Below are 26,332 nucleotides of genomic sequence, written 5' to 3'. Positions count from 1 at the left end.
AGCCGGAAGGGCTGAAGGTTCTCAACCGTCCGAACAGTCCTCGATAACCGGGAATTATCAAACAGTTTTACAACCTTCCGGATTGAAAGTAGCTCTAATTGAAGAGAACTCTAATTGAAGAGAACTCTAATTGAAGAGAACTCTAATTGAAAGGAGTTATAATACTGAGGTTAAGATCCCAGGAAAAATATCCAGAGCATTTTAAGGACTCAGGAGATTCTGGAATATGGAAGGTCTTCAGTTGGCCAGTATAGTTTCGTGTGAGTAATATAATTCAAGTACTTATAACCGTCAGAGTATTAATGAGTATACTAATGGGTAAAATCTATTCCGGTTTGGGACTACATTCGATTTTTGAGCAAGTTCTCAAAACCTATCCCACCGGAAGTTGCCCAATATTAATACTTTATCTTTTGATCTGGACTTCTGCCTTATCTGCTTAGACCTGCCTGATGAAACTAATGCAACCCAGAGTAATGCAATTCCGGGACTTCTGCAGAGTTCCTGATTATTTAAGGGCCATTACTTAAGGGTATTACTTAAGGGTATTACTTAAGGGCTATTACATTTCTACCCTCAACTTTAAGTTTACCCTCGACAAAGAGCCTGACAGCTTCGGGATAGATAATATGCTCCTGCTCGAGAATCCTGGCAGTGAGAGTTTCGTCGGTATCTTCCGGAAGCACAGGCACGCACTTCTGGAGGATAATAGGCCCGGAGTCGAGTCCTTCATCTACAAAATGTACGGTGCAGCCTGCAACTTTTACTCCGTACTCAAAAGCCTGTTTCTGGGCATGAAGCCCTTTGAAAGCCGGAAGAAGAGAAGGATGTATGTTCAGAACCCTGTGCCTGTATGCCTCAATGATCTCGCTTCCTAAGATCCTGAAATAGCCTGCAAGCAGAAGAAGATCCGTATCATACTGTTTGAGGACATTCAGGATTTCCCTATCGTATCCGGCTCTGTCATGCCCTTCGGGATCAAGAAAAACAGCACTTATTCCGTGTTTTCCTGCACGTTCGAGCGCATAAGCATCGGCCTTGTTGGAGATAACCACATTAACTGCCGCATTTTTTATGTAGCCCTTTTCAATGCTGTCTATGATCGCCTGGAGATTTGAACCCCGTCCGGAAACCAGCACTGCAATCTTTACCGTCATTGAAGCGTTTAGATTGAAACAGTGATATATTAGGTTTTTGCATCTTTGGGGCATCCGTGACAAACTGAGAGCAAATACCCATCAAATAGTTAGAGAGTTCAAGAAGAGGGTATCATTAGCTAGAAGCAGAAAAAGAAGAAGAAGAAGAAGAGGCTCAGAGGAAAAAAGAAAACGTTTTTTAGTCTACCGGTTAGCCAGAAGGGAAGACAAGAGCAGTTTACCCGTCACTCTGGGGTTCCTTACGCTCTTCTATGAACTCAAGGAGTTCCTGAGAATCACTTATCTTGTCAAGTTCTTTCTTTTCAATCAGTACCGTATTTTCGACTGACTTCAGTTTGGAATGCCCGTTAATGATGAACACGGACTGAGTTTCCGTAATGCAAGAAATGCTGCTCATCAGATGAGCCCGTTTGATTACTGTTGTGTTAAACTCACTGACACCTGTAAGGATAACTGAAGACTTATCCCGTGAGATAGCCTTGAAAGGTGCCTGCGCCGTAGGAAGGACATCATATCCGAGCATTGAAATCGTATTGAGGATCAGGTCTTCCGGCAAAAGCACATTATGTTTTACCTGTGGTTCTTCCTTTTCAGGCTCTGCCTTCTTCCTTGGCTTTCTGCTCCCGCAGGATTTCAGGATATCTATGGGCCTTGCCAGTTCGATCCCGAAAATATCTTCAAGCTGGAGCACGACATCAATGGACGCGTCCATCCCTTCTTCTTCATATTTGCTGATAGTCCTTCTTGAAACTCCTACCATGGAAGCCAGGGTCCCCAGGGACATGGACTGATCCGTCCTTGACTTCCTCAGGAGATCTCCTTCTATTGCAACATAAAGCCCTCCGGGTGCTGCTGAAACCAGAGGCGGGATATTTTCGACAAAGTAGTCATGGAGGGTCTGAACATTTAGGGCAAGGATATCATAGCGCATGTAGACAACACTGTCTTCAAGCATCTGGTCCCTTGTTTTGGCTCCAACAACGATAGCGGAACCTCCGAGATACTCGGCAAGATATTTCATCTCCCGGGCTGTTTCTTCGTTCAGGCCGTCAATGTTAAATAAAACCTTGCAAAGTAATAGTGTTTCATATTTCCGCGCGGCAACATCAAAGCTCCTGGGACGTATATTACATCGGTCAGAGAGTGCAAAACCCGCACGCGATAATACATCAATAATTTGATGTATGAGGACTTCTTTTGTCATTCCAGTATCAATCTCTGTTTGAACATCTATATATATATTTCTCCGACATGGAGAATGTTTACAGGGAGAAAACAAGCCGGAGAATCCCGAAAACTAAGGCATCCCCGCTCCGGAATTGCATAAATATTAAGGGATAAAAATGGATACGGAAAAAAAATGATCATTGGAATTGACGATACAGACTCAAATGAAGGTATGTGCACCACATATCTGGGAGCCCTGCTGCTTGCAGAACTACAGGAATACGGGACTGTAGAAGCCCTGCCCCTCCTTGTGCGCCTGAACCCTACCATTCCTTATAAAACAAGAGGTAACGCAGCAGTAGCCCTGAAACTTAAAACTGACTGTCCTGAGAAAGTAATTGCGCATGTAACAGCCAGAATAGGGGAACTTGCACGCATGGAGTGCGAAAAAACCAATCCCGGAACCGTATTTATTCTGGAGAAAGATTACGAAAACCTCAAACCTGTCCTCATGAGTTTTCTGGAAGAGGCTGTAAAAGAAGTAATCGAAATCAAAAAAGCAAAGGACCTTATTTCGGAGCTCGGGATTGCCTCGAAAAGCTTCAAAAACGGAAGGGGACTTATAGGTGCTCTTGCAGCCTGCGGGGCAATGCTGAACCCTGAGGAGTGGGACTGCACTTTCGAACATCTGGCATACAGGCAGAAGGCAAGATGGGGAACTCTGCGTGATGTTGATAAGGAAAGTTTTTTTGAAGCTGACAGGCAGACATACCCCGGAACCTGGGATACTGTAGATCTTACAAACCGGCTCGTAGTCTGCGTGCCTCGTTCAGGAGACCCTGTATTATTCGGGATCAGAGGAGAAAGTCCTGAGATCGTTAATAAAGCTGCAGCCCTGATCCAGGCAGAGCCTGTTGAGCGCTTTGCCGTGTACAGGACAAACCAGGGAACGGACATGCATCTCCTGCCCGCACAGAATATCGCTGAAATCAGGGACATGCATTCTTACAGGCTTGAAGGTACGGTCTCGACAGCCCCGAAAACCATTGAAGGAGGACACGTTATCTTTGCTGTCCGGGACCGGGAAGGAGACGAAATCGACTGTGCAGCCTTCGAACCAACAAAGAATTTCAGGTCGCTTATCCGAAAATTGGTGCCCGGAGACCAGGTCATCCTTTCAGGAAGTGTCACTTCCGGAACCCTGAACATTGAAAAAATAGAAGTTAAAACTCCTACCCCTATTTACAGGGAAGAGAACCCGAAGTGCCCGGAGTGCGGGAAACACATGAAATCTGCAGGTCAGGGGCAGGGATTCCGCTGCAAAAAGTGCGGGACGCTCTCCCTTTCAAAAGTCAAATATGAGACCGAGAGAGACCTTGAACCAGGGCTCTATGAAGTACCTCCCTGTGCCAGGAGACACCTCGCAAAGCCGCTGGCAAGAGAAAAACGCCAGGACATAAGGCTTCATCCTGCCCGGTGAAGGGAAAGCTGCAACCTTAAATTGCTCAGGTGTTACAACTTAAATTGCTAAAATGCTACAAACTTAAATTGTTCAGATCTTTACGCCTGTACCTGTCTTTCCCTCACCTGAGGAACTCAGTACAGTTCCGGCACAGGCGGAACTTTTCTTTTATGCTCGTTTCTTTCAATGCGTCTGGTAACGGAGCTGAGCTGCTCAGCAGAAACCCCGGAAGTCTTCAGAATTTTTTCGGGCCCCACGCCCTCTTCAAGCATTCTGAGCACCTCATCGGCCTTCACGTAAGAAATACCAAGTTCTGCTTCATCGGTCTGACCTGCCCATAACCCCGCAGACGGTTTTTTGGTAATGAGAGGTTCCGGGATTCCAAGCCTGCGGGAAAGCTCCCATACCTCAGTCTTGTAAAGCCCGCCTATAGGTTCAAGGTCAACGCCTCCATCCCCGTACTTCGTGTAGTAGCCAAGAAGGATCTCGGTTTTGTTTCCTGTCCCGAGGACCATGCGGTTCAGCTGGTTTGCGTGGAAGTACAGAAGAGACATCCGGGTTCTTGCCTTCAGGTTGCCTCTGGTGAGCCTGTCTGCAGATTCGCTCTCAGGAACAGCAGCCATGAAAGCCGAGACAATGCCTGAGATGTCAATTGTCCGATACTCAATCCCTAACCAGTCGGCAAGGGTTTTCGCATCTTCGCTCTCAGCAGCAGGAGTGAGGCCGCTTTCGGGCATATGGATGCCAAGAACCAGGTCTTTACCAAGAGCTTTTACAGCAAGAGTTGCGGAAAGGGCGGAATCAATTCCCCCGCTAATTCCTACAACTGCCCCGTTTACACCTGCTTTGCCAGTCTCATTCCGGATAAAATCAATAATCCTGTTCTGTGCTTTTTCAAGGTCCATGCTTTCAAATTCCTGGAATTTTGTGAATCATATGAAATCCGGTTATCTCGAAGTTAAAAATATAATTAAAACTCTAGTTCATCGGAAGGCCTGAATAATATATTATCTGAAAGGCTTATTCAGATTGTATTAAACAGTTTGATACACAGAAGCTGTAAATATATTAATCTTCCAGAGAAAACAGAGTTAAGGGTAAACTTATTTAATAAATAGAGGATATAGAAGGTTTATCATCCGAACATAATAATAGAAATACTTGAGTATTAAAAGTATTCAGAAATAAAAGTATTCAGAAATAAAAGTATTCAGTAATTGCCCATTACTTGAGTATCCTGGCATCAGGGTGCTAAAGGTGCCTTAAGCTAGCGAAAGTATATTTTCCTGGAGTGCAAAAACAAAAATAGCTGGACATTGCCAGGCGAGAACTTTCGGACACTGATTAAATGCCCGTAATGGTCCAGAGTGAATGCGTATACGGGGCAAATTTTCCCGGATGACAGGCATTAAAATAAAAAGAGCATCTAATATAGAAAGTAGATATTCCAGAATAACACGATCCGGAAAATTCGGGAAAAACCCGGTATCAGTTCATTTTATTTAATTACCAGATAAAATTACAATCAAAAAGAAACTATTTTCGGGATGACCCATGGAAGAAATACAGTTGAAGGTTGAAAAGGCATATCCTATTGACCTTGGAAGAGGAATTATCCGGCTTGACCCTACAGCGCTACTGAAACTTCAGCTCTCTCCCGGTGACATTGTGGAGATAAGGGGGAAGAAAAAGACCACAGCAAAGGTATGGAGAGCAGACCGGCAGGATTGGGAACAGGGAATCGTGCGCATTGATAATTTCATCCGGCAAAACGCCGGAGTTTCCATAGGGGAGAAGGTGACCATTAAAAAGGTCGAAGCCCCGGAAGCAAAAAAGATTATTCTGGCACTTCCGGAAAGCATGACCCAGGGTGGCCCTGAAATGCAGTTTGGGGAACATGCAAATGAGATCATAAAGCGGCATATCCTGAAAAGGCCTGTGTTCAGGGGAGACATAATTCCAATTATAAACTCAATGTCTCAGCCAATGACTGAATCCCTGACAACAAGCCAGGTAATTCCTCTGGTTGCCGTTGAAACAGACCCTACAAACACCATTGTCCTGATTACGGAAACAACAATTATTGAGCTTCGGAAAAAACCGGTACAGGGCTACGAAAAAGCGACCAGGGGTGTCACCACCTATGAAGATATAGGAGGGCTGGGACAGGAGATTATGCGCGTCCGGGAAATAATAGAAATGCCAATGAAACACCCGGAGCTCTTTGCCCACCTTAATATAGAGCCTCCAAAGGGAGTTATCCTCTACGGCCCACCCGGAACCGGAAAGACCCTGATTGCAAAAGCCGTGGCAAACGAATCGGGGGCAAGCTTCCATTACATTGCAGGTCCCGAAATTGTGGGAAAGTTCTACGGAGAAAGCGAGGAAAGGTTAAGGAAGATCTTTGAAGATGCAACCCAGGACGCGCCTTCAGTTATTTTCATTGATGAAATTGATTCCATTGCCCCTAAAAGGGAAAACGTAACAGGGGAAGTGGAAAGGCGAGTAGTTGCTCAGCTCCTGACCCTTCTTGACGGGATGGAGGAAAGAGGGCAGGTCGTGGTTATAGGGGCTACTAACCGTGTTGATGCAATTGACCCCGCACTCAGGAGACCCGGCCGCTTTGATAGGGAAATTCATATTGGAGTGCCGGATACCAAAGACAGGTATGAGATCCTGCAGATTCACACAAGGGGCATGCCAATTGAGAAAGACAAAGAATCCGGGATAACAGAGCCCAAAGCTGAAGCCAAAATTGAAGCTGAAACTGGAATTGAAGCCAAAATTGAGGCCGGAACTGAAATCGAAGCAGAAACCGAAGCTGAAATCGAAATTGATGAAGCTGCCATAGAGAGACAAAAGAAAGAGGAGACAAACCTGTACCTTAAGTACCTGGCTGATAAGACGCAGGGCTTTGTGGGTGCAGATCTTCTGGCTCTCGTGCAGGAAGCAGCAATGCGCTGCCTCAGGGAAAGCCTGCCTGACCTTGACCTCGAAAAAGAAACAATTCCTCCTGAAAGGCTGGAAAAGATTGTTGTAACTAAAAAGAACTTCGAAGATGCCCTGATGGAAGCCGAACCCTCGGCTCTGAGAGAGATCTTTGTTGAGATGCCTTCGGTTAGCTGGGAAGATGTGGGAGGCCTGGATGAAGCAAAGCATTCGATTGTTGAAGCTGTCGAGTGGCCTATTAAAAACCCGGAAAAGTTTGTCCAGATGGGCATAAAAGCTCCAAAGGGAATTCTGCTTTACGGCCCGCCCGGGACTGGAAAGACCCTGATAGCGCAGGCTGTTGCCAAAGAGTCAAACGCCAATTTCATAAGCGTCAAAGGGCCGGAGATGTTTTCGAAGTGGCTTGGAGAGTCGGAAAAGGCAATTCGGGAAACCTTCAAGAAAGCAAGGCAGGTTGCTCCCTGTGTTGTCTTCTTTGATGAGATCGATTCCATTGCTGCGATGCAGGGTATGGATACGGACAGCCGGACTTCGGAAAGGGTACTCAACCAGCTGCTTACAGAAATGGACGGGCTTGAGACTCTCAAAGACGTGGTCATAATTGCCGCAACTAACCGCCCTAACCTGCTTGACCCTGCGATCATCCGACCTGGGCGTTTTGACAGGCTGGTTTACGTTGGGGCACCTGACCGTAAGGGCAGGATGAGAATCTTTAAGATCCACACAAAGAATACGCCTCTTGCAGAGGACGTGGACCTTGAGAACCTTGCCAGTGTAACAGAGGGATATGTGGGCGCTGACATAGAAGCGGTATGTAGAGAGGCTGTAATGATTGCCCTGAGGGAGAACTTCAACATCGAAGAGATTGAGATGAGGCACTTCAGAGAAGCCCTTAAAAAAGTAAAACCCACAATTAACGAAAACATTGCTCAGTTCTATGAGAAGATAGAGGAGCAGTTTAAGGGTGGTCAGAAACCGGTCGAGACAGCTGGACTTGTGGGATACAGGTAAGAATTTAAGTCAACTACCCCTGAACATTACATTAATAAAAAACTAATTGAACAGAGCAGGACGGGGAAGTTGATGCATTCATCCCCTGAGCTAAAGACTCAGGGGGTTCCTGCTGAGGTTTTATGAATTAACTCATAAAAGGGAAGAGTTTATAAAGAAGAGAGTTTCAAATTGAATAAAATATTTAAAGTAAAAGTATTTAAACTGAAAAGCCAACTTTACCCAAATTCCGCATAACACTGAGCACGGAGACAAGATAATAATGTCTAAAGTATTTGCAAGAAACCTCCTCTTCAACAAGCAGGTGATGGCTACCGACGGAACGGAGATAGGAACGCTGAGTAACATTGTAGTTGAAATCAAAGGAGGAAAGGTCATTGACCTTGTGGTCAGCCCCAATCCCACATTTGATATTTCAAGATACAAAAAAGAAGATAATTATATCCTGATTCCTTTCGAATCCGTAAGCGCCATCAAGGACTATATTATAATAGACAAAATGAAAGCAAGGGCATGAATTGGAAAAGGGAAAGAAAGAAATCTCCTTTCCTTTCAGATCCTGTTTTCATTTTCATTATACATTTAATTCAGCCAGAGGAACTCTTCTTTTAATTCTTGAGATTCTATCTCTGGAAGCGCCTTTCTAATCCAGCCTATTTATTTCTATGGAACTTTTCTTTTAACTCATGAATTTTTTTGCCCAGGACTGATCAAAAGTGATTCCATCCCCATTTGAGGTTTCGACTGAATTCTTCACGGCATATGAATTGTAAGATTGAATTCTTCATTGTTTATGAATTACAAAAAGGTTCTTTGAATAAAAAACCAAACTCCAGGAACTAGGGAATAGATAAACGAAAGAGGGTCAAAATTATGTTTACAAAATCCAGTAAATATGATACTGCTTTTGTTAAAGAGAATATGATGGGACCAAACTCAATGAAGATCATTGAGGAATTGGCAGAGTCTTTAAATCTTGAAAAGGACATGCGAGTACTTGACCTTGGCTGCGGGAAAGGATTAACTTCAATCTTCCTGGCAAAAGAATATGGAGTTACTGTTTTTGCGACTGACCTCTGGATCAGTGCAACAGAGAACTATGAAAGAATCAAATCAATGGGCCTGGAAGACAAAATAATTCCAATACATGCAGAAGCACACGATTTGCCATTTGCACAGGAATATTTTGATGTTGCTATAAGTGTAGATGCCTATCACTATTTTGGAATTGAAGAAGATTATTTAACAAACCATTTTGCCCCTCTTGTAAAAAAAGGAGGACAAATAGCAGTTGCAGTTCCAGGGTTAAAAAAGGAGTTTACGGATGGAGTTCCGGCAGAATTATTGCCCTACTGGTTTGAGGATATGAGTTTAACCCTACACTCATGCGACTGGTGGTATAAGTTATGGAAAAATTCAGATTCGGTCCGCATAGAAGAATGTAAGGAATTAAAGTGTTTAGAAGAGGCCTGGCAGGATTGGCTTTCGTGCGACAATGACTATGCCCGCAGAGATATTGGAATGATGAAAGCCGAGGGTGGGAATTACTTTAATCTGGTTTCAATCGTAGCTACTAAGAGCCTATCCGAAAAGTCAGTAATGCATGTTGAAAAGTCACAATAAGTCTATAATATCAGATTATCCTTTTCGGTTTTACATAATTGCATATTGTAAAAGTTACAGTAGGTGACCACTTTTCGGATAGGCTCTAAAGTGAACAGCATTTTTGCTGTTTTTATTAATTTTGAGCAACACGATTTTTTTAACTTTTTTAGATAAGTGTTTGATTATGGACTCAAAGCACCTATATTTCAAATGTGATTCAAATGCTTTAACTAACTGAGCCAGAAAACCAAAAACTATTTCCTTTCTTTCATCCCTCCATGAATATTACTCATAAATTTCACCATGTTCCCTCTTTACCGTGAAATCTTCATTATCTTAATCCTCTTCAAGGTATTCACAAAAGGATTCACCTGATGATATTTTGAACTCTGCCAGGCAAAAACCTTGTGGGCGACGAATAACACTATTACACATATGGACGAAAAAAATAATACACTTACTGACATTTGTACTTCTAATGGTGACGTTTTACTTGCTCCTATTGATTTTCCCGTGATATTGAATATTAGGTGATAGTAACATCCTTTTTAGCATTTTCGGTATTTTTCAATTTATCCTGAGTTATTGGTTTTTTTGTGTAAGAAGTGCTATAGGAAATATCAGTTTCAGTCCCTCATAAGGAATTGAAATGTTTGGAAGAAGCATGGCAGGATTGGCTTTCGTGTAATAATGAATTTGCCCGCAGAGATATCAGAATGATGAAAGCCGAGGGTGGAAATTACTTTAATCTGGTTTCAATCACAGCTGTTAAATTGTAAATTAGAAATTTTTTGAAAGCACTTTCCGTGAATATTCGGATACAGGGACAGTAAGTATGGATGCGAAAATGAAAGGCATTGTAAGAGTTGTGCTATACGATCCTGAGTGGAAAAACGAATTCTTGAAAATAAAAGCGATGATTGTTGATTGTGCTGGTGACCTTTTAATTGGTGTTGAGCATGTAGGAAGCACAGCGGTTGAAGGTCTTGCCTCAAAACCTATTATTGATATTGATGTGGTCATTGATTCGTATGATATTTTTCCGGCTGTAAAAGACAGGCTTTCAAAAATTGGGTTTGAACACGAAGGAAATTTGGGCGTTGAAGGCAGAGAAGCTTTCAAAAGAACCTTTGTAGATGATTTCATGCCATACCATATGTACGTATGTCCGAAGAATGGTAAAGGTCATCTTGAGCATATTGCTTTTCGTGATTATTTAAGGAATCATCCGGAGGCTGTGAAAGCTTATGGGGAACTCAAAATGAGATTAGCTGAACAGTTCAGGACTGATATTATAAGTTATGTAAATGCAAAGCATGAATTTGTACAAAACATTCTTGAAAAAACAAATGATCCCTGAATGAAGAATTTGCTTATTGGTTATTTGTGTTAGCGGGCAATATTTTTCACCTTCTCTTCAATTCCCGTTGTGGTCCTTCTTTGTTGTATAATCAGGCAAGATATCAGCGGGAATTGCGTATTAGGAACGCCACTACCACAATAAATCCGATAGTAATTATCGCGGTCAAAACGTGATGCTGTGCAAAACTATTAAAGAAGGATGTGAGCGCAAGTCCAACAAAAGTAATTGCGATTACATAGTAATTTTTTTGCTTTGCAATAGAGCGATATAATTTCAAATTATTATTTACGAGTTCATTATTTTCTCTATATCCTATGATGTCGCCCCTATTTACTAACCTTCTGTGGCGGAATAATACCAGCAGATTAAAAACTGAGATTAAAAAAGCCATGAGTATACAAAAAAAAGAAAACGCGACATGATAGGAACTAAGAGCTTCCTGGATGTGAGGGATTCCTCTACCGAAAATAAAAGTAAGAGCCGTAATAGAGAAGCCGAATGCTGTAAATGTCAGGGTTATCAATGAATAAAATCTATCCAGAATTTTGCTTTGTTCATCGAATAGATCTTTTTCAACATTTTTTTGTATAGTTTGGATTTCGCCCTCTACCATATCATTGTCTTCCCCTTCAATTTTAGAAGAATCACAGTATTTTAGATCTATTTATATATCTATGCCAATAAAAAAATAGTTTCCGTATTAGATTTAAATTCGTAGAGGATTTGTAGTATTTATTGACAGGCGAGTACGATGATGCATACTGAAAGCAACAATATTCAGGATTACCTCAAAAAGAATGAGATCATAAACTATGATCATAAGCTGATCGTTGATAAGTGCCGTGAATTAGAAAAAGGCACGGAAGACGAAATCAGCCTGATCAGGAAAATCTATGAATTTGTCCGGGATGACATTCATCATTCTGGGGACATAGGCGCACAGGAGATCACCTGTAAAGCATCGGAAGTTCTGGAGTTTGGGCACGGGATCTGCTGTGCTAAATCTCACCTGCTTGCAGCCATGCTGAGATTTTATGGGATACCGACAGGGTTCTGCTATCAGAAACTTTGTTCAGGTCAGGAGGGGGTTAACAGGAAAGTCCTGCACGGCTTGAACGCTGTATATCTAAAAGACTTAAACAGATGGATAAGGCTGGATGCAAGAGGCAATAAGCCGGGTGTGAACGCTCAGTTTTCCATAGAGGAAGAGAAAATTGCCTGGCCGGTTAATAAAGAGCGTGGGGAAGAGGATCATCAAGTAATATTCATAGAACCAAATCCGACTGTAGTTGAAGTATTAAAAAGAAGTAATAACAGGAAAGAACTCTGGGCGCAGTGGGAACTTGGGCTGAAAGACCTTTTCGGAAACTAAGAGTTAAAACCTGAGAGTTAAAAACCTGAGAGTTAAATCAAGAAACCGAATACATAGCGGTTTTTAAATCCAGCCTTTCGATTCCAGATACTCGAAGGCTTCTACTGCTCCTTCTCCAAAAGAGGCTTTAGTTACGTAATCTGCAGTTTCCTTTATTTTCTCATCGCCGTTTGCAACAGCAATTCCGAAACCTGCCGCCTCAAACAGCTCAACATCGTTTGCAGAATCCCCTATTGCCACAAAATCCGTAGCCTCAAGCCCCATCATTCCTGCAAGCTTCCGGAGGCCTTCGCCTTTGTTGATCCGGGTACTTTTGATGTGGACTGCGTATTTGGTGTCAACCATTTCGACATCAAAGGGCTGGGTTTTCAGGAGAGTTCTGGCTTTTTCAAGGTCAAAGTCCCGCCGGAGGGCAATTTCAGTTTTTCGATAGAAGGGATCAAGTTTTGTGAGCTTGAAATGTTCGGAGAGGAAAGAGAAGGCATTTTCACATTCTTCCAGGCTTTCTTCAAAGGTGCCGTTCAGGTCGTAGCGGACAGTAATCGCGCCCCCGTTTTCGGCGATCACAGCCCCGTCCAGGCCGATAAGCTTTGATGTTGTCCTTGCATAACAGAGGATGTTGCCTGTGGCAAGGACTACCGGAACTTTAAGGGAACGGATTTTTTTGACGGCTCCAAGGTGGAGTTCCCTGTTTTCGCAGGTAATTGTCCCGTCAATGTCAACGACAATAGCTTTGAATTTCATTAAAAAGAGATGGGAACGGGGAGATAAAATGTTTCCCCATTCATAGTTATTAATTGATTTCAACCTTCACTGGTCAGTAATTCCGGCTGTGGTGACTGCAACGACAGCTTCCCCTTCGGGCAGGTTGGGGGAGTCTACCAGGCGGATAATTCTCTTTTCCCCTTTGGACTTCCGCAGGTAGAGTCTGAAGGTTGCCGTGTGTCCTACAATATGTCCTCCGACAGGCCTTGTGGGGTCACCAAAGAAGGCATCGGGTTTTGCCATGACCTGATTTGTAACAACCACGCAGGCATTGAACAGGTCTCCGAAGCGGAGCAGGCCGTGCATATGCTTGTTTAGCTTTTGCTGCCTGTCTGCAAGGGTTCCCCTTCCTACATATTCAGCTCTGAAGTGAGCCATAAGAGAGTCAACGATCATGAGGCGAACGGGTTTTCCCATTTCCTTGAGCTCGTTTGCCAGGTCTGTTGCAGAGTCTACAAGAAGTATCTGGTGATTGGAATTGTATGCCCTGGCAACATGGATGTTCTGCAGGAATTCTTCAGGATTAAGTTCCATTCCGTACTTCTCGGAAAGCCCCTTTACCATCTGGGTGATCCTTTCCGGCCTGAAGGTATTTTCAGTATCGATTATAATGACGGATCCGCCGAGACCTCCGTGTTCCCGGTCCATCTGGACATTCACTGCGAGCTGGTGAGCCACCTGGGTCTTTCCTGAACCGAATTCTCCGTAAAGTTCGGTAATAGCCTGGGTTTCTATGCCCCCGCCCATCATTTCATCAAATTCCGTACAACCGGTAGTCAGCTTGCCTACAAGTTTCCTTCTTTCAAGCACAATATCTCCGGTTTCAAATCCCCCGATATCAGCAGCCTGCCTTGCAGCATTGATGATTTTTGCGGCAGTCGATTCCCCTATTTCGGCTGTAGTTGCAAGTTCAGAAGGAGAGGCTACGGCCACTGCTTCAATTGTGTTAAATCCGGCTTCTTTGAGTTTTTCTGCAGTTGCAGGGCCAACTCCTGGCAGGTCTTCAAGTGCTATTTCGCTCATTACAGATTCTCCTAGATGCACATGTTTGTATAAGGTGCATGACAGTTGCTTCACTATGGTTTGCAGGTATATATAACTAGAGTAAGCGGGGTGAAAGTATTCAGAAGGCCCTGTAAAACGCAGTTATAATGCTGCAAAACCTGGCAAAAAGGAGGAAAATAAGAGGTATTTTTCTGACAGTTACACTTACAAAAGAAAAGAGAAAAATAAAGAAATCTTCCCGAAAACAGAAAAAAACCAAAACTTCTTTTTACTTTAGTAGATTATCACCCATCATGCCAAAGGTCGCCTTAGGCGGTACGTTTCAGTATCTTCATGACGGACACGCCAGATTAATTGAAAAAGCGTTTGAGATAGCCGGGGGCGGAAAAGTCCACATAGGACTCACTTCGGACGAAATGTTACAAAAAAACCACAGCGTCGATATGTATGAAAACAGAAGGGGGCGGCTGCTGGAATACATAGAAAAAATGGGGGTTCCGAAAGAAAAATATGAGGTTACGAGGCTGAACGATCCCTACGGCCCGACTCTGGAAGAGGACTTCGACTACATAGTAGTCTCCCCTGAGACCTATCCGGTTGCCCTGAAAATTAACGGCATCAGAAAGGAAAAGGGGAAAAAACTTCTTGAAATTGTGTACGTTGAATATGTGATGGCTGAAGATGGGACCCCGATTTCATCCACGAGGATTGCAAAAGGGGAGATTGACAGGCACGGCAGGCTAAAAAAAGAGGCTTAAGGTCTGAATAGCTGCATCTTTCAGGCATACCCCCTTAAAAAGGTATAAATCAAGACCGAATCATAAAGTGATAACATGTCCAGAGAATTTACACAAAAAGACATTGAGATTTTTAACAAGCTTGCCCCCGAAGCAGGAGGAAATCAGATATCAAGGGAAGCGGGGCACCATTTTCCATTCATCCTGCGCCCGATATCACACAAGTTTGCCGAATCTCCGGAAGACTTCAGAGAAAGGCTAGAGAGGCTGAACGCGGAAGAACTTGACTACCTTGTGGGACTTGCCCTTGAAGGAAAGGAAGATGTCCAGTCCCTGGACGAAGACCTTGAGGAACTGGTGGCGGTAGTCGAGGAAAAGGTATCTCCGGAAAGGGCAAAGCAGTTAAAGGACTTTGTGGGAATTTTCTAAACAGGAGAAATATTCTAAAGGGGGATTCTGGAAAAAAAGATCCTGAAAAGAAGTATTCTGGAAAAAAGTCTGGAAAAAAGTATTCTGGAAAAAAGTATTCTGGAAAAAAGTATTCTGGAAAAAAATATTCTGGAAAGAAGTATCCTGAAAAGGGAAATTTTGAAAAACATGTCATCTGAAAAACTTTTATTTGGGACTGCAGGGGTTCCCAGAAGCACAAAAGCCAGCAATAGTACTGCAGGAATTGAGCGTGTCAGGGAACTGGGTCTCGACTGCATGGAACTGGAGTTCGTGCAGGGAGTACGCATGAGCGAAAAAGGGGCAGGAAATGTTCTGGAAACAGCCGGAAAAGAAAACATAGCCCTGAGCGTACATGCACCTTATTATATCAACCTGAACTCCCCGGAAAAAGAGAAATTAAAAGCCAGCATGGAAAGGATTTACAAGGCTTCAAAGATAGGCAGCCTCTGCGGAGCAGAGTCGATCGTACTGCACGCAGCCTTTTACCAGAAGAGCAGCAAGCAAGCCGTCTATGAGAATGTCTCAAAAGCCCTCAGAGAACTCACAGAACAGCTCCGGGATGAAAGGATACCTGCAGTCCTTCGTCCTGAGACCATGGGCAAACGTACCCAGTTTGGAACCCTTGAAGAAGTGCTTGCCTTAAGCGAAGAAATCGAAGGGGTTATGCCCTGCCTGGACTTTTCCCACATGCACGCAAGAGAAGGAAAGGAAAACTCCTATCCCGAATTTACGGCAATCCTCTCGAAAGTAGAAAATGTCCTTGGAAAAGAAGGGCTTGCAAACATGCACATGCATGTTTCGGGAATAGAATATAACAGGAACGGGGAAAAGAGACACCTGGCCCTTAAAGAATCGGACTTTAATTATCCTGAACTTTTAAAAGCCCTAAAAGAATTCGAAGTTCGGGGACGGATCATTTGCGAAAGCCCTATCCTGGAAGAAGATGCGCTTCTACTCAAAACGACTTATAAAGAAATATAAGGAAAGGGAAGAAAAAAGAAGGATGAAAAAGAAGGATGAAAAAGAAGGATGAAAAAGAAAGATGAAAAAGAAGGATGAAAAAGAAAGATGAAAAAGAAAGATGAAAAAAGGAAAAAATCAGACCTTAAAAGCCTCAGGGTTACTATCCGTTTCTTCAGTCCATTTGCATCCGTCTTCCCTGTTAACCACGCCAACAGTAAATTCTATCCCGCTTTTTTCCACATACTCCCGGGTTCTTTTCAGAGCATGATCCACCATTCCGCCTGTTGTGAGGATAAGGCAGCGTTTTCCACAGAGGGCCATCAGGATCGACTTGTCTATAACGCCTGAGGTAACGTCCAGGCGGATTCCGTCCTGTTCGGCAAGAGTCTTGCTTTTCTTGCCCATTGCCCCCACAAAGGCAATTTCTCCATCTTTCAGGATCTGCCTGATTTCTGGCAGGGAATAGCTATCAGTATCATACAGCAGCACCCCACCAGCTTTGATCCCTTTGCGCTTCAGCTCAACAATAGCCCTGCCGTCAGGGTGGATGTGCAGAACCGTGGCATTAACCGCTTCATAAGGAGAATGGGTCGCATATTCCCCATACATAACCCCGAGATTCAGGTTGTCGCCTTCCCGGACTCCGGGAGGGACCTCAACCCACATAAGATCAAGCGGCTTTAAAGTGTTGACAAGGTCAGGTATGCTTTTAGGGGAGTTTTTGCCGTATGCAAGCCCCCTCCTCTCAATTTCATGATAAATTTCAAGGGTAGTGGGCTGGCGCAGACCTGTTTTTTTAAGAAGCTCCTGCTCTTTGAAGACCTCCACAGGTGTCCCCTGCCCTATAAGTTTGCTGTTTGACATGAGGTACACATAGTCAGACCAGCGGTAAGCCAGGTCCACATCATGCGTGGAGATGATGATAGTGCTTCCGAATTGGTTAAATTCGTTGAGTAGATCCATTATTTCATCCGCACCCACCGGATCAAGATTTGAAAGAGGCTCATCAAGGATAATCACTTCAGGCTCCATAGCCATAACCCCTGCAATTGCAACCCTCTTTTTCTGTCCTCCGCTGAGATGATGGGGGGGCTTGTCCTTCAGGCGGGAGAGCCCTACCTGTTCAATTGCTTGCTGTACGCAGGCATCGACCCTTTCTTTTGAGTACCCCAGGTTTGCAGGCCCGAAAGCTATATCCTGATACACTGTGGGAGCAAAGATCTGGTCATCGGAATTCTGAAAAACTATTCCTACGGATTTCCGGATTTCCCGGAGGGACTTTGAATCGTACTTAATAGGGGCTCCATGGAAGAGGATTTCACCCTCGTTTGGCTTTAAGGTCCCATTCAGAAGCAGGAAAAGCGTGGACTTTCCGGAGCCGTTCTGCCCTACAAAGGCAATCTTTTTTCCTTTTTTGATCTCGATGTTTATATCCTGGACAGCTGCAGTCCCGTCCGGGTATGTGTATTTAAGGCCCCTGGTCTCAAGAATGATCATGATCTGTTACCTCAAATGATGGATATGTTTTTTGTAAAATAAAAAAGTGCAAGAGCTGAAAGGAAGTAAACAGAGGTCAGCAGTAGTTCTATTGCCCTTACAGGCCTGTGCACTTCAAAGAGAGTCATTTTTCCGTCATAACACCTGGAATTCATGGCAAGAAAGAGCTTATCTCCCTGCTCCCAGGACCTTATAAAAAGTGTACTTCCAAGCATACCCATTGAATTAAGGGAGCGCCTGAAGTTCGAGTAGCCTAACCTCACAGTCTGGGCATACTTTATGGAAAGGGCCATGTCCAGGAAAACAAAGATGTACCGGTAAATCAGCATGGAAAGCTCGATGAGGGATTCCGGAAGCCTGGTAGCCTTGAGCACGGCAAAGAGTTCTATCATAGGAGTTGTAAGCGAAAGGAAGTAAAGGCAGCACATCCCGCTTAAGGACCGTGAAAGCACCAGGAGAGCAAGCTCAAGCCCATCTGCCCTTACCGAGAGAGGATAACCTGCAAGGTTGAAGGACAGAAGCTCCTGCCCCGATCCGGAGAAAAAAGCAATGATAACCACACCTGTTAGTGCAAAGCCTACAGGGGCGAGCAGGAGTTTAAGGTATAATTTAAGGGGAGCCCTGCCGAGAGCAACTGTTGTAAAGCTCATGCAAAGGGCTATGAAAAGAGGAGTTATAGGGGATGTGGATGAAACTCCTACAAGCAGCCCGAAAAGAACTATTGCCAGCTTCAACCAGTTGTTTCGGTGCCTTAGAGGGCTCATAAGGGCATAATCATCAAGGATATTGGTCATGTGGGGAACCTGCAGATAGGTAGATGAAAGCAAAAATCAAGGGTTAAAAATAAAAGGCAAAAGATAAAAACTTTCCTCCCCCGTGGGAAGGATAAGTAAAAGAGTAGAAGAAGAAATTATAAAGATTGCCTGTCGCTATCAGGCTTATTCTTTCCTTTGTATCCAAGCTCGTTTTCATAGTTTTTTTTAGCATTGTAATAGCCAAGGAAGTAGCCAATAACCCCTGCACCGATAGCTGCCTGAAGACCAAAGAGGAGGCTTTCGATTTCCCCGCTTGGAGGCTCCCAGAAAGGTTCTGCAATTGGTTCGTAGGTTCCGCCAGTGATCTCGTTAATCACATTTTCAGCTTCGCCGTCAGCTCCCCCATACTCAGCGTCCGTTGTGGACGACATATGAACAAATTGAACTGCGAAGATAAGAACAATTGCAAGCACAATAATTTCCAGTTTTCTGCTCATGCGGAAATCCCTCTCAGTTTTTTCACGACTGCAGCTTCAATGACTTTCATTTCAATCAGGATATCGCTCTTGACGTTGACCACATACTTGAAGAGCAGAGCACTGATAGCGCCTTCCATGATTGCAAGAGGCACCTGGGTAACTGCAAAGACAGCGGCAAATTTGCCGAATGAACTCATAAAACCTGCAACGGTGAGTACTCCTCCTGCAGGATATGCCAGAGCAAGTTCCACAGATGTGGTCACATAAGTTGCCCAGTCCCCGAAGGCTGTAGCAAGGAAAACCACAATATAGAAATTGAGATTAGCTTTCATCCCTGCCTTATAGACAAGGTATGCCACCACAGGACCAACGATGCCCATGGAAAAGACATTTGCTCCAAGAGTTGTAAGTCCTCCGTGTGCAAGGAAAAGTGCCTGATAGAGAAGCACGATAGTTCCGAGGACTGCGGAGATTGCCGGACCGAATATAATTGCTGCGACCCCTGTTCCTGTGGGGTGGGAACAGCTCCCGGTTACCGAAGGCAGTTTAAGGGAAGATAGCACGAAAACAAATGCACCTGCGACAGCAAGGAGAGGCAAAATCTCGCGTTTTTCGTTCACCAGCTTATTCATTTTATAGATGCCGTACATTATCACCGGAATTGACACTGCAAACCAGGCCTGCCACCAGGGGCTCGGTAAAAAACCTTCCATTATATGCATAGGATCACCGAAAGGATATCAAGTAAATATTATTGATGTGAAGACAAGTTAAATTGCGTTGCCCAATACATAAAGGTTACGGTGAGAGAGAAGCAGATGCGTGAGAGCCTATAAAATTAGTTTGAAGGTAATTGAACTCTTAAAATTTGGGGAGGAGAATACAGAACAAGCAAACTTGAGTAAAATAGTATATAAATTGATATAGGCATTATTTCCAATAAGTTATAATTAAATGGATAATCCGCAGCTAGAGCTGTTATTAAACTAACTTGAAGAAAATATTAACTAATTTCAGTATCAGGAAACGGGAAAAGTGAATGATAGAAAGTAAAATTGCGTAATAATATGAAATAAAAAAAGAAAAGAAAAAAAATAGAAAAAATAAAAATGGAGGTTATAACCGAGCATTTGTTCCGTTTTGAGGACCCGGAAGACAGGTCAGAATGGCAAGCAAAGCAAATAAAAATCAACTAAAATTGCTTTAGCAAAGAAGTATTGTACCCTGAGATATATAAGTATATCCATTTGGTTCTTTTAGAGAAGAAGTCTTGAAATAAGATAGTCAGAAAGGGTGTACTGTGGAAGAAAAATAAGAAGATTTAAAAGGAGAAGCTACCGGAATAAGGAAAATTCGTTTGAAAACGAAAGAAAATACAGTCGAAAAAGCAAAAAACAAAAAACAAAAAGCAAAATGCAAAACCTGAATAAACCGGGTTTGAAAAAATCAAACCTGCCCGCAACAAAAACCGTGAATCGAATCTACTGATAGCTGATGGGTCTTAAAACTCTATTTACTGATACTATTTGTAAGCCTCGAATCCCATTTTACCTGGGAGAAGTCCGGATTCATTTTGCCAATTGGCAGACCTTAAAATCCGCCATTAAAAAACACTACCGAATAAGCAAGTACGAAATAACGCGCGAATTTCCCCAGAAAAACCAGGATTGAAAAAGACCTGAAAGAAAGTTGCATAAGCCCTGCAACCATGGTAATCACATCCCCTATACCTGGCACCCAGGTGAAAAGAAGGGTATAGACTCCATATTTATTAAAAAGCCTTTCACTTTTCTCGAGCTTTTCGGGGGAAGGAGATAGATACTTTTCAAGTACATGCCGCCCTTTTAAACCCAGGTAGTAAGTAGTGCATGACCCGAGAAAGTTGCCGGTAGTGGCTACCATAACGACAGCAAAAGGGCTAAATCCCTGGTAAACGAGAGCGATTACTAAAGCCTCCGACCCGAAAGGCAAGACTGTAGAAGCCAGAAAACTCAGGATAAAAAGGTTCAGATAACCGTAGTCAGTAATAAAGGTACTCAGGGTTTCAAGCATAGTACTCCTTCTCTTACACTCCTGCTTACTATTTCTATTATATTATTTTATGCCTGCGTGAGGAAGCCTCCAGTAAAATATCAAGGAAAGTGTCCGGTTAAGATATCCAGAGGACTATCAAATGAAGATCCGGAAAGTTATCAGGTTGAAATATGCGAAGAAAAAAGAAGAAAAAGACCGGATTCTAAAAATTAATTTCCGGTCCCTGCTGCAGAAGAAGTCTCAAACCTGTTTAGTTCCTTCTTTTCCGGAGCAGTATAAATGCCGTGGCGAGTATTCCAAGAGTTGCAGTGCCGCTGAAGAAAGGAGTTGACTTCGTTACGTCATAACTTCCGCTCAGGCCTCCTACCTCAACCGTATAAGTCCCTGCCTCTTTCTCGGTATGGGAGAATTCGACCACTGTACTTGCACCAGCTTCCAAACTCACGGGTTTGGAATCTACGGATTCATTGTTGACCAGCAGTTCTACTTCGGTTTCTCCCGCAATATTGCCGGTGTTTTCAACTTTCACCTTGATTGCAACTGCGTCTCCACCCTTAACAGAAGCAGGCTCAATTGAGAAGTCCGAATATTCAAAATTGGCTCTGTCTTCAGAAACCTCAATAACCGTTTCTCCTTCCTCATAACCTGCCTTTGTAGCATTTACCGTATATGTACCTGGAGCAGTTACCCAGTAAGAAACACTGCCGCTCGCACCTGTCTGCCCTTCAATTTTCTGTCCGCCGAAGAAGACATCTGCCCCGGAGACAGGTTTCTTTTCTACAGAGTCGGTAACCACTATGTTAATCTGGTCTCCTACCCTGACGGTTTCCGGAGAGATTGAGAGCAACAGCTTCAGGACACCTGCTCCGACAACATCCACATCCTTATTTCCGGGGATATATCCTGCCTTGTTTGCAGATAATGTGAATTTGCCTTCCTTGCCTGGGGTGTACGTAAGAGTTCCATCGTCTCCTGTGGTCCCGATGCTCTCATCTTCAAGGAAGATTTCAACATCGCTGACTGAAACGTTTCTTGCCATGACCTGGATTTCTGCCGCCTGCCCGACCACAAGGACATCTGGAGCTTTAATTTCCAGCTGGTCCTGGGCAGCGCTCTCAACTTCAACAAAGGGATAGAAGCGCAGGACAGACGAATCAGCCACCTTGAACTTAACGTTGCCCATCAGGTCAATGGTATTACCCTTTGAAAGGGAAATTGAATCCTCGTTTTTCATTGTGATTCCTGAGCTGGAAATAGTGCTTATTTCCATCCTGTCGAAAGAATCGCCCTGGGAAAGCTCACTGTACTCGTCTGAGATCTGGAAGACCCCTTCTATAAACACAGCATCCGTTTCCCGCGACCGGAAGACAGTGCTTACGTGAACTGCGATCATCGGGACTTCTTCAGCTCCTCCGATGTCGGCTTCGTAGATGTAGTCCCCATTCTGGGAAACTATTCCCGAATCCAGCAGCTTCCCATCTTTATACAGCTCAAAAAGCACACTTTTTCCGTTAATATCGACTTCTGAAGCCTTGAGTGAGTAGCCGTTCTCGAGAACTATTGAAGAGCCCGTAAACATCGACTTTCTGTTATCGTCGTCAATCAGGACTTTTGCGAGGATATTGTCCGAAAGCACACTCACGCTCTTTGAATTTCCAAAGGTATTCGCAGGATAGCCCGCAAAATACTTCTCAGCCATGAACCCGATAACCTCATAGCTTCCCCAGCTTTCCTGCTCAAATTTCACAAGTGCCGGGCTGGTGGAATAAACAAGCGCTTCGTCATTAATTGACCTTCCACTGATTCCTTCTTTGAGGGTCAGGCTTTCGGTGGAGACATTTTCATCGATGCTGTAATAGAATCCTTCAAAGTTGAAAGGTGTCCAGACAGTTGTCTTAAACACTTCATCGTAGACCGTCCCCCTTAATTCATAGGTCCCGGGCTCGGAAGTCTCGACTATGGGAGCAAAGCGGAGTTCATTGGCATCAGCCACAACAAAGCTAAGTTTTCCCATTATGTCGATAGTATCTCCCTTGCTAAGGGTAATAGAATCACGGTTTTTCATTGTGATCCCGGAACTCGAAGTGGAACTTATTTCCATTTTCCCGAATCTGTCCCCATTCTCAATCTGGACGTATTCATCCGAGATCTGGAAAATACCTTCTACAAAAACCGCATTTGTCTCTCTACCACTGAAGATCTGAGCTAAATGGACTGCAATGAGAGGTACATCTTCTGCAGCCCCAAGCTTGGTTTCATAAACATAGTCACTGTTGGAAGAGAGGAAGTCTTCATCCACCACATCTCCGTCCTTTTCGAGCTGTACCCATACGGTATCCCCATTAATGTCCACTTCCACAATGTTCAGGGAATAACCTTCTTCGAGTATGAGAGAAGAGCCCGTGTACAGGGATTTCCTATCATCACTATCAATCAGTATCTTCGAAAGCTGTCCTTCCGAAATAACACTTATATCGTCCTTTACAAAGCTGGAATTTTCTGTGTACCCCGCAAAATACTTCTCAGCCATGAACCCTATAACCTGATAAGAATCCCAGTCCCCAAATTCGAATTCCGTTTTAATGGGTCTTGTCTCATATTGCAATTCATTTTTCGGGATATTCCGGCTGCCTGCAGTAAGCTGGATCGTCATATTCTCGGAGCCTACTCCGGTATCCAGGTCATAGTAAAAACCCGAGTACGTCTGGGGCGTCCAGGTGTAAGTAAAGTTCTGGTTTGAGTTTTCGTCCCATATACGGTTGCCTTCTGAACTTGAAACCTGTGCAGCTGCCGTTTCACACAACAATCCGAGCACTATAATTAGACATAACATTTTTATATAATTTTTAATCCCCAAATTAGCCCTCCTTTTGATATAATGAAGCAGGGGTGCAGCCGTCCGGAAGCCTGAGAGAAAAATAGAAACAAAAAAAGTTTCCTGAACACTCCCTGGAAGTTTTCCTGAATCCTGATGCCCCCGTTTACTTTTAAAAATATTAAAATATTTAACTGGATACAGTTAAAGATATTGTATGGATAAGATAAAGATTTTTGGGTAATTGTAAGCATTAAATGAAAAACGAAATAAGAAATAATGGAAAAGGCAGGAGAATAGCGGAAAAAGAGAAATAAGGACATAAAAGAGAAATAAGGACATAAAAAAGAAATAAGGACATAAAAGAGAAATAAGGGCATAAAAGAGATTAAAAAGTTAAATATCTTGACAAAATAGTTTAAAAAGAAAAATTGTGAGCTAAAAGAGCTTAAAAAAGTAAAATTGGGAGGGATATAAAATGTATATTACATTTTTCCCGTTAAACATGATATTTTACTTTTCAAGCATTTTTTTGTAGAGCACAAACCAGGGATTATCCAGAAAACCGATGATATTCTTACTGATAAGCTGCCCTATAAACAGAGGGAGAACTGGCATAACTCCATAAAAAGCAATAAAAACAAAGATCAGAGAATCCAGAGTGAGATTTACAATGTCACTTGCACTTGAACGGAGCCAGATGTAAGGATTTATCAGGGTATCGTGCTTGAAGTTCTTTTCTTTTTCAAAAAAGCGTTTTTTAAGGGCTGCAAAGACCCAGGCGTCAAGGTTCGAACAGACCATAAAAGAGACCCAGCTTGCAATTGTAATCCTGATGCTCAGCCCAAAGAGGCTCTTCCAGGCATTTTCCAGCTCAAAGAAAGGAGCAGGGCTGAGATTTGAGACCATGCCTATGAAGAGCACGAATAATACCTGAGTCGCAAAAGCTATGAAAATAGAGATATGTGTTCTCCGCTCCCCATAGACCTCATTGATCATATCCACGACCTGCGCAATAAAAGGATAGATGAAAACTGCCGCGGGAGCATAGAAAGAGTAAAAACCAAGGTCAAATACAATAATGCGCGTGGCAAGGACCTGGGAAGCTGCCAGATAAACCACATAGAAAGCAGTGAGCACGGTAAAACCGTTTTCGGGCATTTTTTTGATAACATAAACAGACGCATAGGTAGCAATTGTTAGAGTGATAATCCAGTACAGCCATACGAACATTTTTTAACACAACCGGGTTTAATAGAGCTTGAAATGAACCGATGAGACTTGAAATAGAATGATAAGGACATGAAATGAGCTAAAAATTAAGAGAAGGTAAATCTGCAAACCTGCAAGATTCGGGAAATAGAAATACTGCCCATTTTATTTAAAGTGTGCATATATTCGTACCCCCGGAGTCTCCGGAGAATACCTTTATACCCGAGAATTCATCCCGCTCGAGAGGTTCCTCAGCCCTCCAATCTGGGAAATAGCCATCCTTTTTAAAATTCTACCCGGAGACCCATAAATTATAAGTTAAAAGAGAAGATTTCTGACCTGTAGAATCACAAATTAATTTCAGAATCACGAATTAACTCCATAACCATTACTAATCTCAGAATCATCAATAATCTCAGAATCATCAATAATCTCAGAATCATCAATAATCTCAGAATCATCAATAATCTCAGAATCATCAATAACTGAACTGCAGAATCCTGCAGAATCAAGAAATAATATATGGAGCCGTCCCGGGCATGGAAACGTACACCAGCATTCCAGAAGACCTGAAGCTTGCCGTACTTGAAAAGGTTAAACCCACGGAAGCCGAAAGAAAAAAATTAACAGCAGTTCAGGAGGAACTTGCCGCAGAGGTAATAGCGGCAGCAGAGAAACTTTGTGTATCGGATATTTTAGTAAAAATGGTCGGTTCTGCTGCAAGAGGCACCTGGCTCTCAGGCACCCATGATATTGATGTTTTTATCAGCTTTCCTGAAGAAACACAGAGAAAAGAACTGGAAATCAGTGGCATGGAAATTGCAAGGGAAGTGGCAAAACACGCAGAACATGCCGAAGACCGCCATGCCGAACATCCTTACCTGAACATTATTTTCAAAGGCTTTGACGTGGACCTTGTCCCCTGCTTCCGGGTTGCTTCGGCATGCCAGCTCAAATCCGCAGTTGACAGGACGCCTTTCCATAATGAATTCGTAAAAACCCACATCAAAGGGAGGGAAGACGAGGTCCTGCTTATGAAGCAGTTCATGCGCGGAGGCGGCGTCTACGGCTCGGAATTGAGGACGCAGGGCTTTTCAGGCTACCTGACCGAACTCCTGATCATTCACTACGGCTCTTTCGAAAATGCCGTAAAAGCAGCCTGTACCTGGAAACCCGGACAGAAAATAGACATTATGCAGCACTCGGAAATGGGACATAACGAGCCTCTTGTTATAGTAGACCCGACCGACCCGAAGCGGAATGTTGCAGCAGCCCTCTCCCTTGACAAATTCTGTATGTTTATAGACCACTGCAGGGAGTTTCTGGCAAACCCTGAACTCGAATTATTTTTCCCTGCCCCGCTCCTGCCGCTTGAAGACAAAGAACTTCTTGAGAAGCTGGAAAGCCGGAAAAGTTCACAGCTTGCAGTTGTCTTCAAAACCCCGGACGTGGTCGAAGACGTGCTCTATCCGCAGCTCTATAAAATGGAACAGTCTACAGCCTGTCTCTTATACACATCTGACGCTGCCGACGA

General features: G+C 43.5%; 23 protein-coding genes. 10 read left to right on the top strand and 13 right to left on the bottom strand.

Annotated elements, in window-relative coordinates:
* Positions 1–548: 548 nt before the first annotated feature.
* Both purN and EO95_RS05445 read right to left on the bottom strand, forming a co-directional pair.
* Positions 549–1,157, bottom strand: a complete 609-nt coding sequence (purN, locus tag EO95_RS05450; RefSeq protein ID WP_048132942.1) for a phosphoribosylglycinamide formyltransferase — start codon at positions 1,155–1,157, stop codon at positions 549–551.
* Positions 1,158–1,374: 217 nt separating this feature from the next.
* Positions 1,375–2,361, bottom strand: coding sequence for a transcriptional regulator (locus EO95_RS05445; protein ID WP_048132941.1), 987 nt, complete (start codon positions 2,359–2,361; stop codon positions 1,375–1,377).
* Between the two features lie 156 nt (positions 2,362–2,517).
* On the opposite strand from EO95_RS05445, the gene EO95_RS05440 reads away from it, so the two are divergent.
* Entirely contained in the window at positions 2,518–3,804 is a 1,287-nt protein-coding gene (locus tag EO95_RS05440; protein WP_048132938.1) for a tRNA(Ile)(2)-agmatinylcytidine synthase, read from the top strand.
* 116 nt (positions 3,805–3,920) lie between these two features.
* On the opposite strand, the gene EO95_RS05435 is transcribed toward EO95_RS05440, so the two are convergent.
* Positions 3,921–4,691 carry an NAD+ synthase gene (locus EO95_RS05435; protein WP_048132935.1) on the bottom strand — a complete coding sequence of 257 codons (771 nt, stop codon included), beginning with the start codon at positions 4,689–4,691 and terminating at the stop codon, positions 3,921–3,923.
* 649 nt (positions 4,692–5,340) lie between these two features.
* Here EO95_RS05435 and EO95_RS05430 point away from each other — a divergent pair.
* From EO95_RS05430 to EO95_RS05415, 4 genes are all read left to right on the top strand, one after another.
* Entirely contained in the window at positions 5,341–7,746 is a 2,406-nt protein-coding gene (locus tag EO95_RS05430; RefSeq protein ID WP_048132932.1) for a CDC48 family AAA ATPase, read from the top strand.
* A 262-nt stretch (positions 7,747–8,008) separates the two neighbouring features.
* On the top strand, positions 8,009–8,263 hold the full coding sequence (locus EO95_RS05425) for a PRC-barrel domain-containing protein (RefSeq protein WP_048132927.1): 255 nt from the start codon (positions 8,009–8,011) through the stop codon (positions 8,261–8,263).
* Positions 8,264–8,619: 356 nt separating this feature from the next.
* Positions 8,620–9,369, top strand: a complete 750-nt coding sequence (locus EO95_RS05420; protein ID WP_048132925.1) for a cyclopropane-fatty-acyl-phospholipid synthase family protein — start codon at positions 8,620–8,622, stop codon at positions 9,367–9,369.
* A gap of 817 nt (positions 9,370–10,186) precedes the next feature.
* Complete coding sequence (locus EO95_RS05415; RefSeq protein WP_048132922.1) at positions 10,187–10,711, top strand: GrpB family protein; 525 nt, start codon at positions 10,187–10,189, stop codon at positions 10,709–10,711.
* Positions 10,712–10,814: 103 nt separating this feature from the next.
* Here EO95_RS05415 and EO95_RS05410 read toward each other — a convergent pair whose 3' ends face one another.
* On the bottom strand, positions 10,815–11,327 hold the full coding sequence (locus EO95_RS05410) for a hypothetical protein (RefSeq protein ID WP_048132920.1): 513 nt from the start codon (positions 11,325–11,327) through the stop codon (positions 10,815–10,817).
* Positions 11,328–11,465: 138 nt separating this feature from the next.
* On the opposite strand from EO95_RS05410, the gene EO95_RS05405 reads away from it, so the two are divergent.
* Positions 11,466–12,086, top strand: coding sequence for a transglutaminase family protein (locus EO95_RS05405; RefSeq protein WP_048132918.1), 621 nt, complete (start codon positions 11,466–11,468; stop codon positions 12,084–12,086).
* A 63-nt stretch (positions 12,087–12,149) separates the two neighbouring features.
* Here the strand turns inward: EO95_RS05405 and EO95_RS05400 are convergent, their stop codons facing one another.
* Together EO95_RS05400 and radA are read right to left on the bottom strand one after the other, a co-directional pair.
* Positions 12,150–12,830 (bottom strand): phosphoglycolate phosphatase, encoded by a 681-nt coding sequence (locus EO95_RS05400; RefSeq protein WP_048132916.1) that lies wholly within the window; start codon positions 12,828–12,830, stop codon positions 12,150–12,152.
* Between the two features lie 66 nt (positions 12,831–12,896).
* On the bottom strand, positions 12,897–13,874 hold the full coding sequence (radA, locus tag EO95_RS05395) for a DNA repair and recombination protein RadA (RefSeq protein ID WP_048132914.1): 978 nt from the start codon (positions 13,872–13,874) through the stop codon (positions 12,897–12,899).
* A 275-nt stretch (positions 13,875–14,149) separates the two neighbouring features.
* Between radA and EO95_RS05390 the strand changes: the two genes are divergently transcribed.
* The 3 genes from EO95_RS05390 to EO95_RS05380 all read left to right on the top strand — a co-directional run bounded on the left by EO95_RS05390 (position 14,150) and on the right by EO95_RS05380 (position 16,024).
* Entirely contained in the window at positions 14,150–14,614 is a 465-nt protein-coding gene (locus EO95_RS05390; protein WP_048132970.1) for a phosphopantetheine adenylyltransferase, read from the top strand.
* A gap of 75 nt (positions 14,615–14,689) precedes the next feature.
* Entirely contained in the window at positions 14,690–15,022 is a 333-nt protein-coding gene (locus tag EO95_RS05385; RefSeq protein ID WP_048132909.1) for a hypothetical protein, read from the top strand.
* 168 nt (positions 15,023–15,190) lie between these two features.
* A complete protein-coding gene (locus EO95_RS05380; protein WP_048132906.1) occupies positions 15,191–16,024 on the top strand; it encodes a TIM barrel protein in 834 nt (277 codons plus the stop codon).
* Positions 16,025–16,141: 117 nt separating this feature from the next.
* Here EO95_RS05380 and EO95_RS05375 read toward each other — a convergent pair whose 3' ends face one another.
* The 7 genes from EO95_RS05375 to EO95_RS05345 form a co-directional block, all read right to left on the bottom strand.
* The gene (locus EO95_RS05375) at positions 16,142–17,503 is read right to left on the bottom strand and encodes an energy-coupling factor ABC transporter ATP-binding protein (protein ID WP_048132904.1); all 1,362 of its coding nucleotides are present in this window, start codon (positions 17,501–17,503) and stop codon (positions 16,142–16,144) included.
* Between the two features lie 11 nt (positions 17,504–17,514).
* Positions 17,515–18,297, bottom strand: a complete 783-nt coding sequence (gene cbiQ, locus EO95_RS05370; protein ID WP_048132895.1) for a cobalt ECF transporter T component CbiQ — start codon at positions 18,295–18,297, stop codon at positions 17,515–17,517.
* Between the two features lie 116 nt (positions 18,298–18,413).
* A complete protein-coding gene (locus EO95_RS05365) occupies positions 18,414–18,755 on the bottom strand; it encodes an energy-coupling factor ABC transporter substrate-binding protein (protein ID WP_048132893.1) in 342 nt (113 codons plus the stop codon).
* The gene (locus EO95_RS05360) at positions 18,752–19,459 is read right to left on the bottom strand and encodes an energy-coupling factor ABC transporter permease (RefSeq protein ID WP_048132891.1); all 708 of its coding nucleotides are present in this window, start codon (positions 19,457–19,459) and stop codon (positions 18,752–18,754) included. Before EO95_RS05360 ends, EO95_RS05365 begins: the two co-directional genes overlap by 4 nt.
* An 868-nt stretch (positions 19,460–20,327) precedes the next feature.
* Complete coding sequence (locus EO95_RS05355) at positions 20,328–20,789, bottom strand: YqaA family protein (RefSeq protein ID WP_048132881.1); 462 nt, start codon at positions 20,787–20,789, stop codon at positions 20,328–20,330.
* Positions 20,790–21,021: 232 nt separating this feature from the next.
* Positions 21,022–23,586 (bottom strand): S-layer protein domain-containing protein, encoded by a 2,565-nt coding sequence (locus tag EO95_RS05350; protein WP_235282880.1) that lies wholly within the window; start codon positions 23,584–23,586, stop codon positions 21,022–21,024.
* 513 nt (positions 23,587–24,099) lie between these two features.
* Positions 24,100–24,819 carry a queuosine precursor transporter gene (locus EO95_RS05345; protein WP_048132876.1) on the bottom strand — a complete coding sequence of 240 codons (720 nt, stop codon included), beginning with the start codon at positions 24,817–24,819 and terminating at the stop codon, positions 24,100–24,102.
* Between the two features lie 518 nt (positions 24,820–25,337).
* Between EO95_RS05345 and cca the strand changes: the two genes are divergently transcribed.
* Positions 25,338–26,332, top strand: a 995-nt coding sequence (gene cca / locus EO95_RS05340) for a CCA tRNA nucleotidyltransferase (protein ID WP_048132874.1), incomplete at its 3' end; no start/stop codon positions are given.

It is taken from the genome of Methanosarcina sp. 1.H.T.1A.1 (assembly GCF_000979295.1).
Taxonomy (GTDB): Archaea; Halobacteriota; Methanosarcinia; order Methanosarcinales; family Methanosarcinaceae; genus Methanosarcina.
The sequence above is the reverse complement of the archived record's forward strand: the minus strand, read 5'-3'. Positions and strand labels throughout refer to the sequence as shown.

Bases quoted from the DNA above. Each gene is read 5' to 3' on its own strand.
- EO95_RS05345 (WP_048132876.1), bottom strand. From the start codon at position 24,819: ATGTTCGTATGGCTGTACTGGATTATCACTCTAACAATTGCTACCTAT.
- EO95_RS05440 (WP_048132938.1), top strand. From the start codon at position 2,518: ATGATCATTGGAATTGACGATACAGACTCAAATGAAGGTATGTGCACC.
- EO95_RS05410 (WP_048132920.1), bottom strand. From the start codon at position 11,327: ATGGTAGAGGGCGAAATCCAAACTATACAAAAAAATGTTGAAAAAGAT.
- cbiQ (WP_048132895.1), bottom strand. From the start codon at position 18,297: ATGACCAATATCCTTGATGATTATGCCCTTATGAGCCCTCTAAGGCAC.
- EO95_RS05375 (WP_048132904.1), bottom strand. From the start codon at position 17,503: ATGATCATTCTTGAGACCAGGGGCCTTAAATACACATACCCGGACGGG.
- purN (WP_048132942.1), bottom strand. From the start codon at position 1,157: ATGACGGTAAAGATTGCAGTGCTGGTTTCCGGACGGGGTTCAAATCTC.
- EO95_RS05400 (WP_048132916.1), bottom strand. From the start codon at position 12,830: ATGAAATTCAAAGCTATTGTCGTTGACATTGACGGGACAATTACCTGC.
- EO95_RS05405 (WP_048132918.1), top strand. From the start codon at position 11,466: ATGATGCATACTGAAAGCAACAATATTCAGGATTACCTCAAAAAGAAT.
- EO95_RS05390 (WP_048132970.1), top strand. From the start codon at position 14,150: ATGCCAAAGGTCGCCTTAGGCGGTACGTTTCAGTATCTTCATGACGGA.
- EO95_RS05360 (WP_048132891.1), bottom strand. From the start codon at position 19,459: ATGCATATAATGGAAGGTTTTTTACCGAGCCCCTGGTGGCAGGCCTGG.
- EO95_RS05430 (WP_048132932.1), top strand. From the start codon at position 5,341: ATGGAAGAAATACAGTTGAAGGTTGAAAAGGCATATCCTATTGACCTT.
- EO95_RS05415 (WP_048132922.1), top strand. From the start codon at position 10,187: ATGGATGCGAAAATGAAAGGCATTGTAAGAGTTGTGCTATACGATCCT.
- EO95_RS05365 (WP_048132893.1), bottom strand. From the start codon at position 18,755: ATGAGCAGAAAACTGGAAATTATTGTGCTTGCAATTGTTCTTATCTTC.
- EO95_RS05435 (WP_048132935.1), bottom strand. From the start codon at position 4,691: ATGGACCTTGAAAAAGCACAGAACAGGATTATTGATTTTATCCGGAAT.
- EO95_RS05380 (WP_048132906.1), top strand. From the start codon at position 15,191: ATGTCATCTGAAAAACTTTTATTTGGGACTGCAGGGGTTCCCAGAAGC.
- EO95_RS05385 (WP_048132909.1), top strand. From the start codon at position 14,690: ATGTCCAGAGAATTTACACAAAAAGACATTGAGATTTTTAACAAGCTT.
- EO95_RS05445 (WP_048132941.1), bottom strand. From the start codon at position 2,361: ATGACAAAAGAAGTCCTCATACATCAAATTATTGATGTATTATCGCGT.
- radA (WP_048132914.1), bottom strand. From the start codon at position 13,874: ATGAGCGAAATAGCACTTGAAGACCTGCCAGGAGTTGGCCCTGCAACT.
- EO95_RS05420 (WP_048132925.1), top strand. From the start codon at position 8,620: ATGTTTACAAAATCCAGTAAATATGATACTGCTTTTGTTAAAGAGAAT.
- EO95_RS05355 (WP_048132881.1), bottom strand. From the start codon at position 20,789: ATGCTTGAAACCCTGAGTACCTTTATTACTGACTACGGTTATCTGAAC.
- EO95_RS05425 (WP_048132927.1), top strand. From the start codon at position 8,009: ATGTCTAAAGTATTTGCAAGAAACCTCCTCTTCAACAAGCAGGTGATG.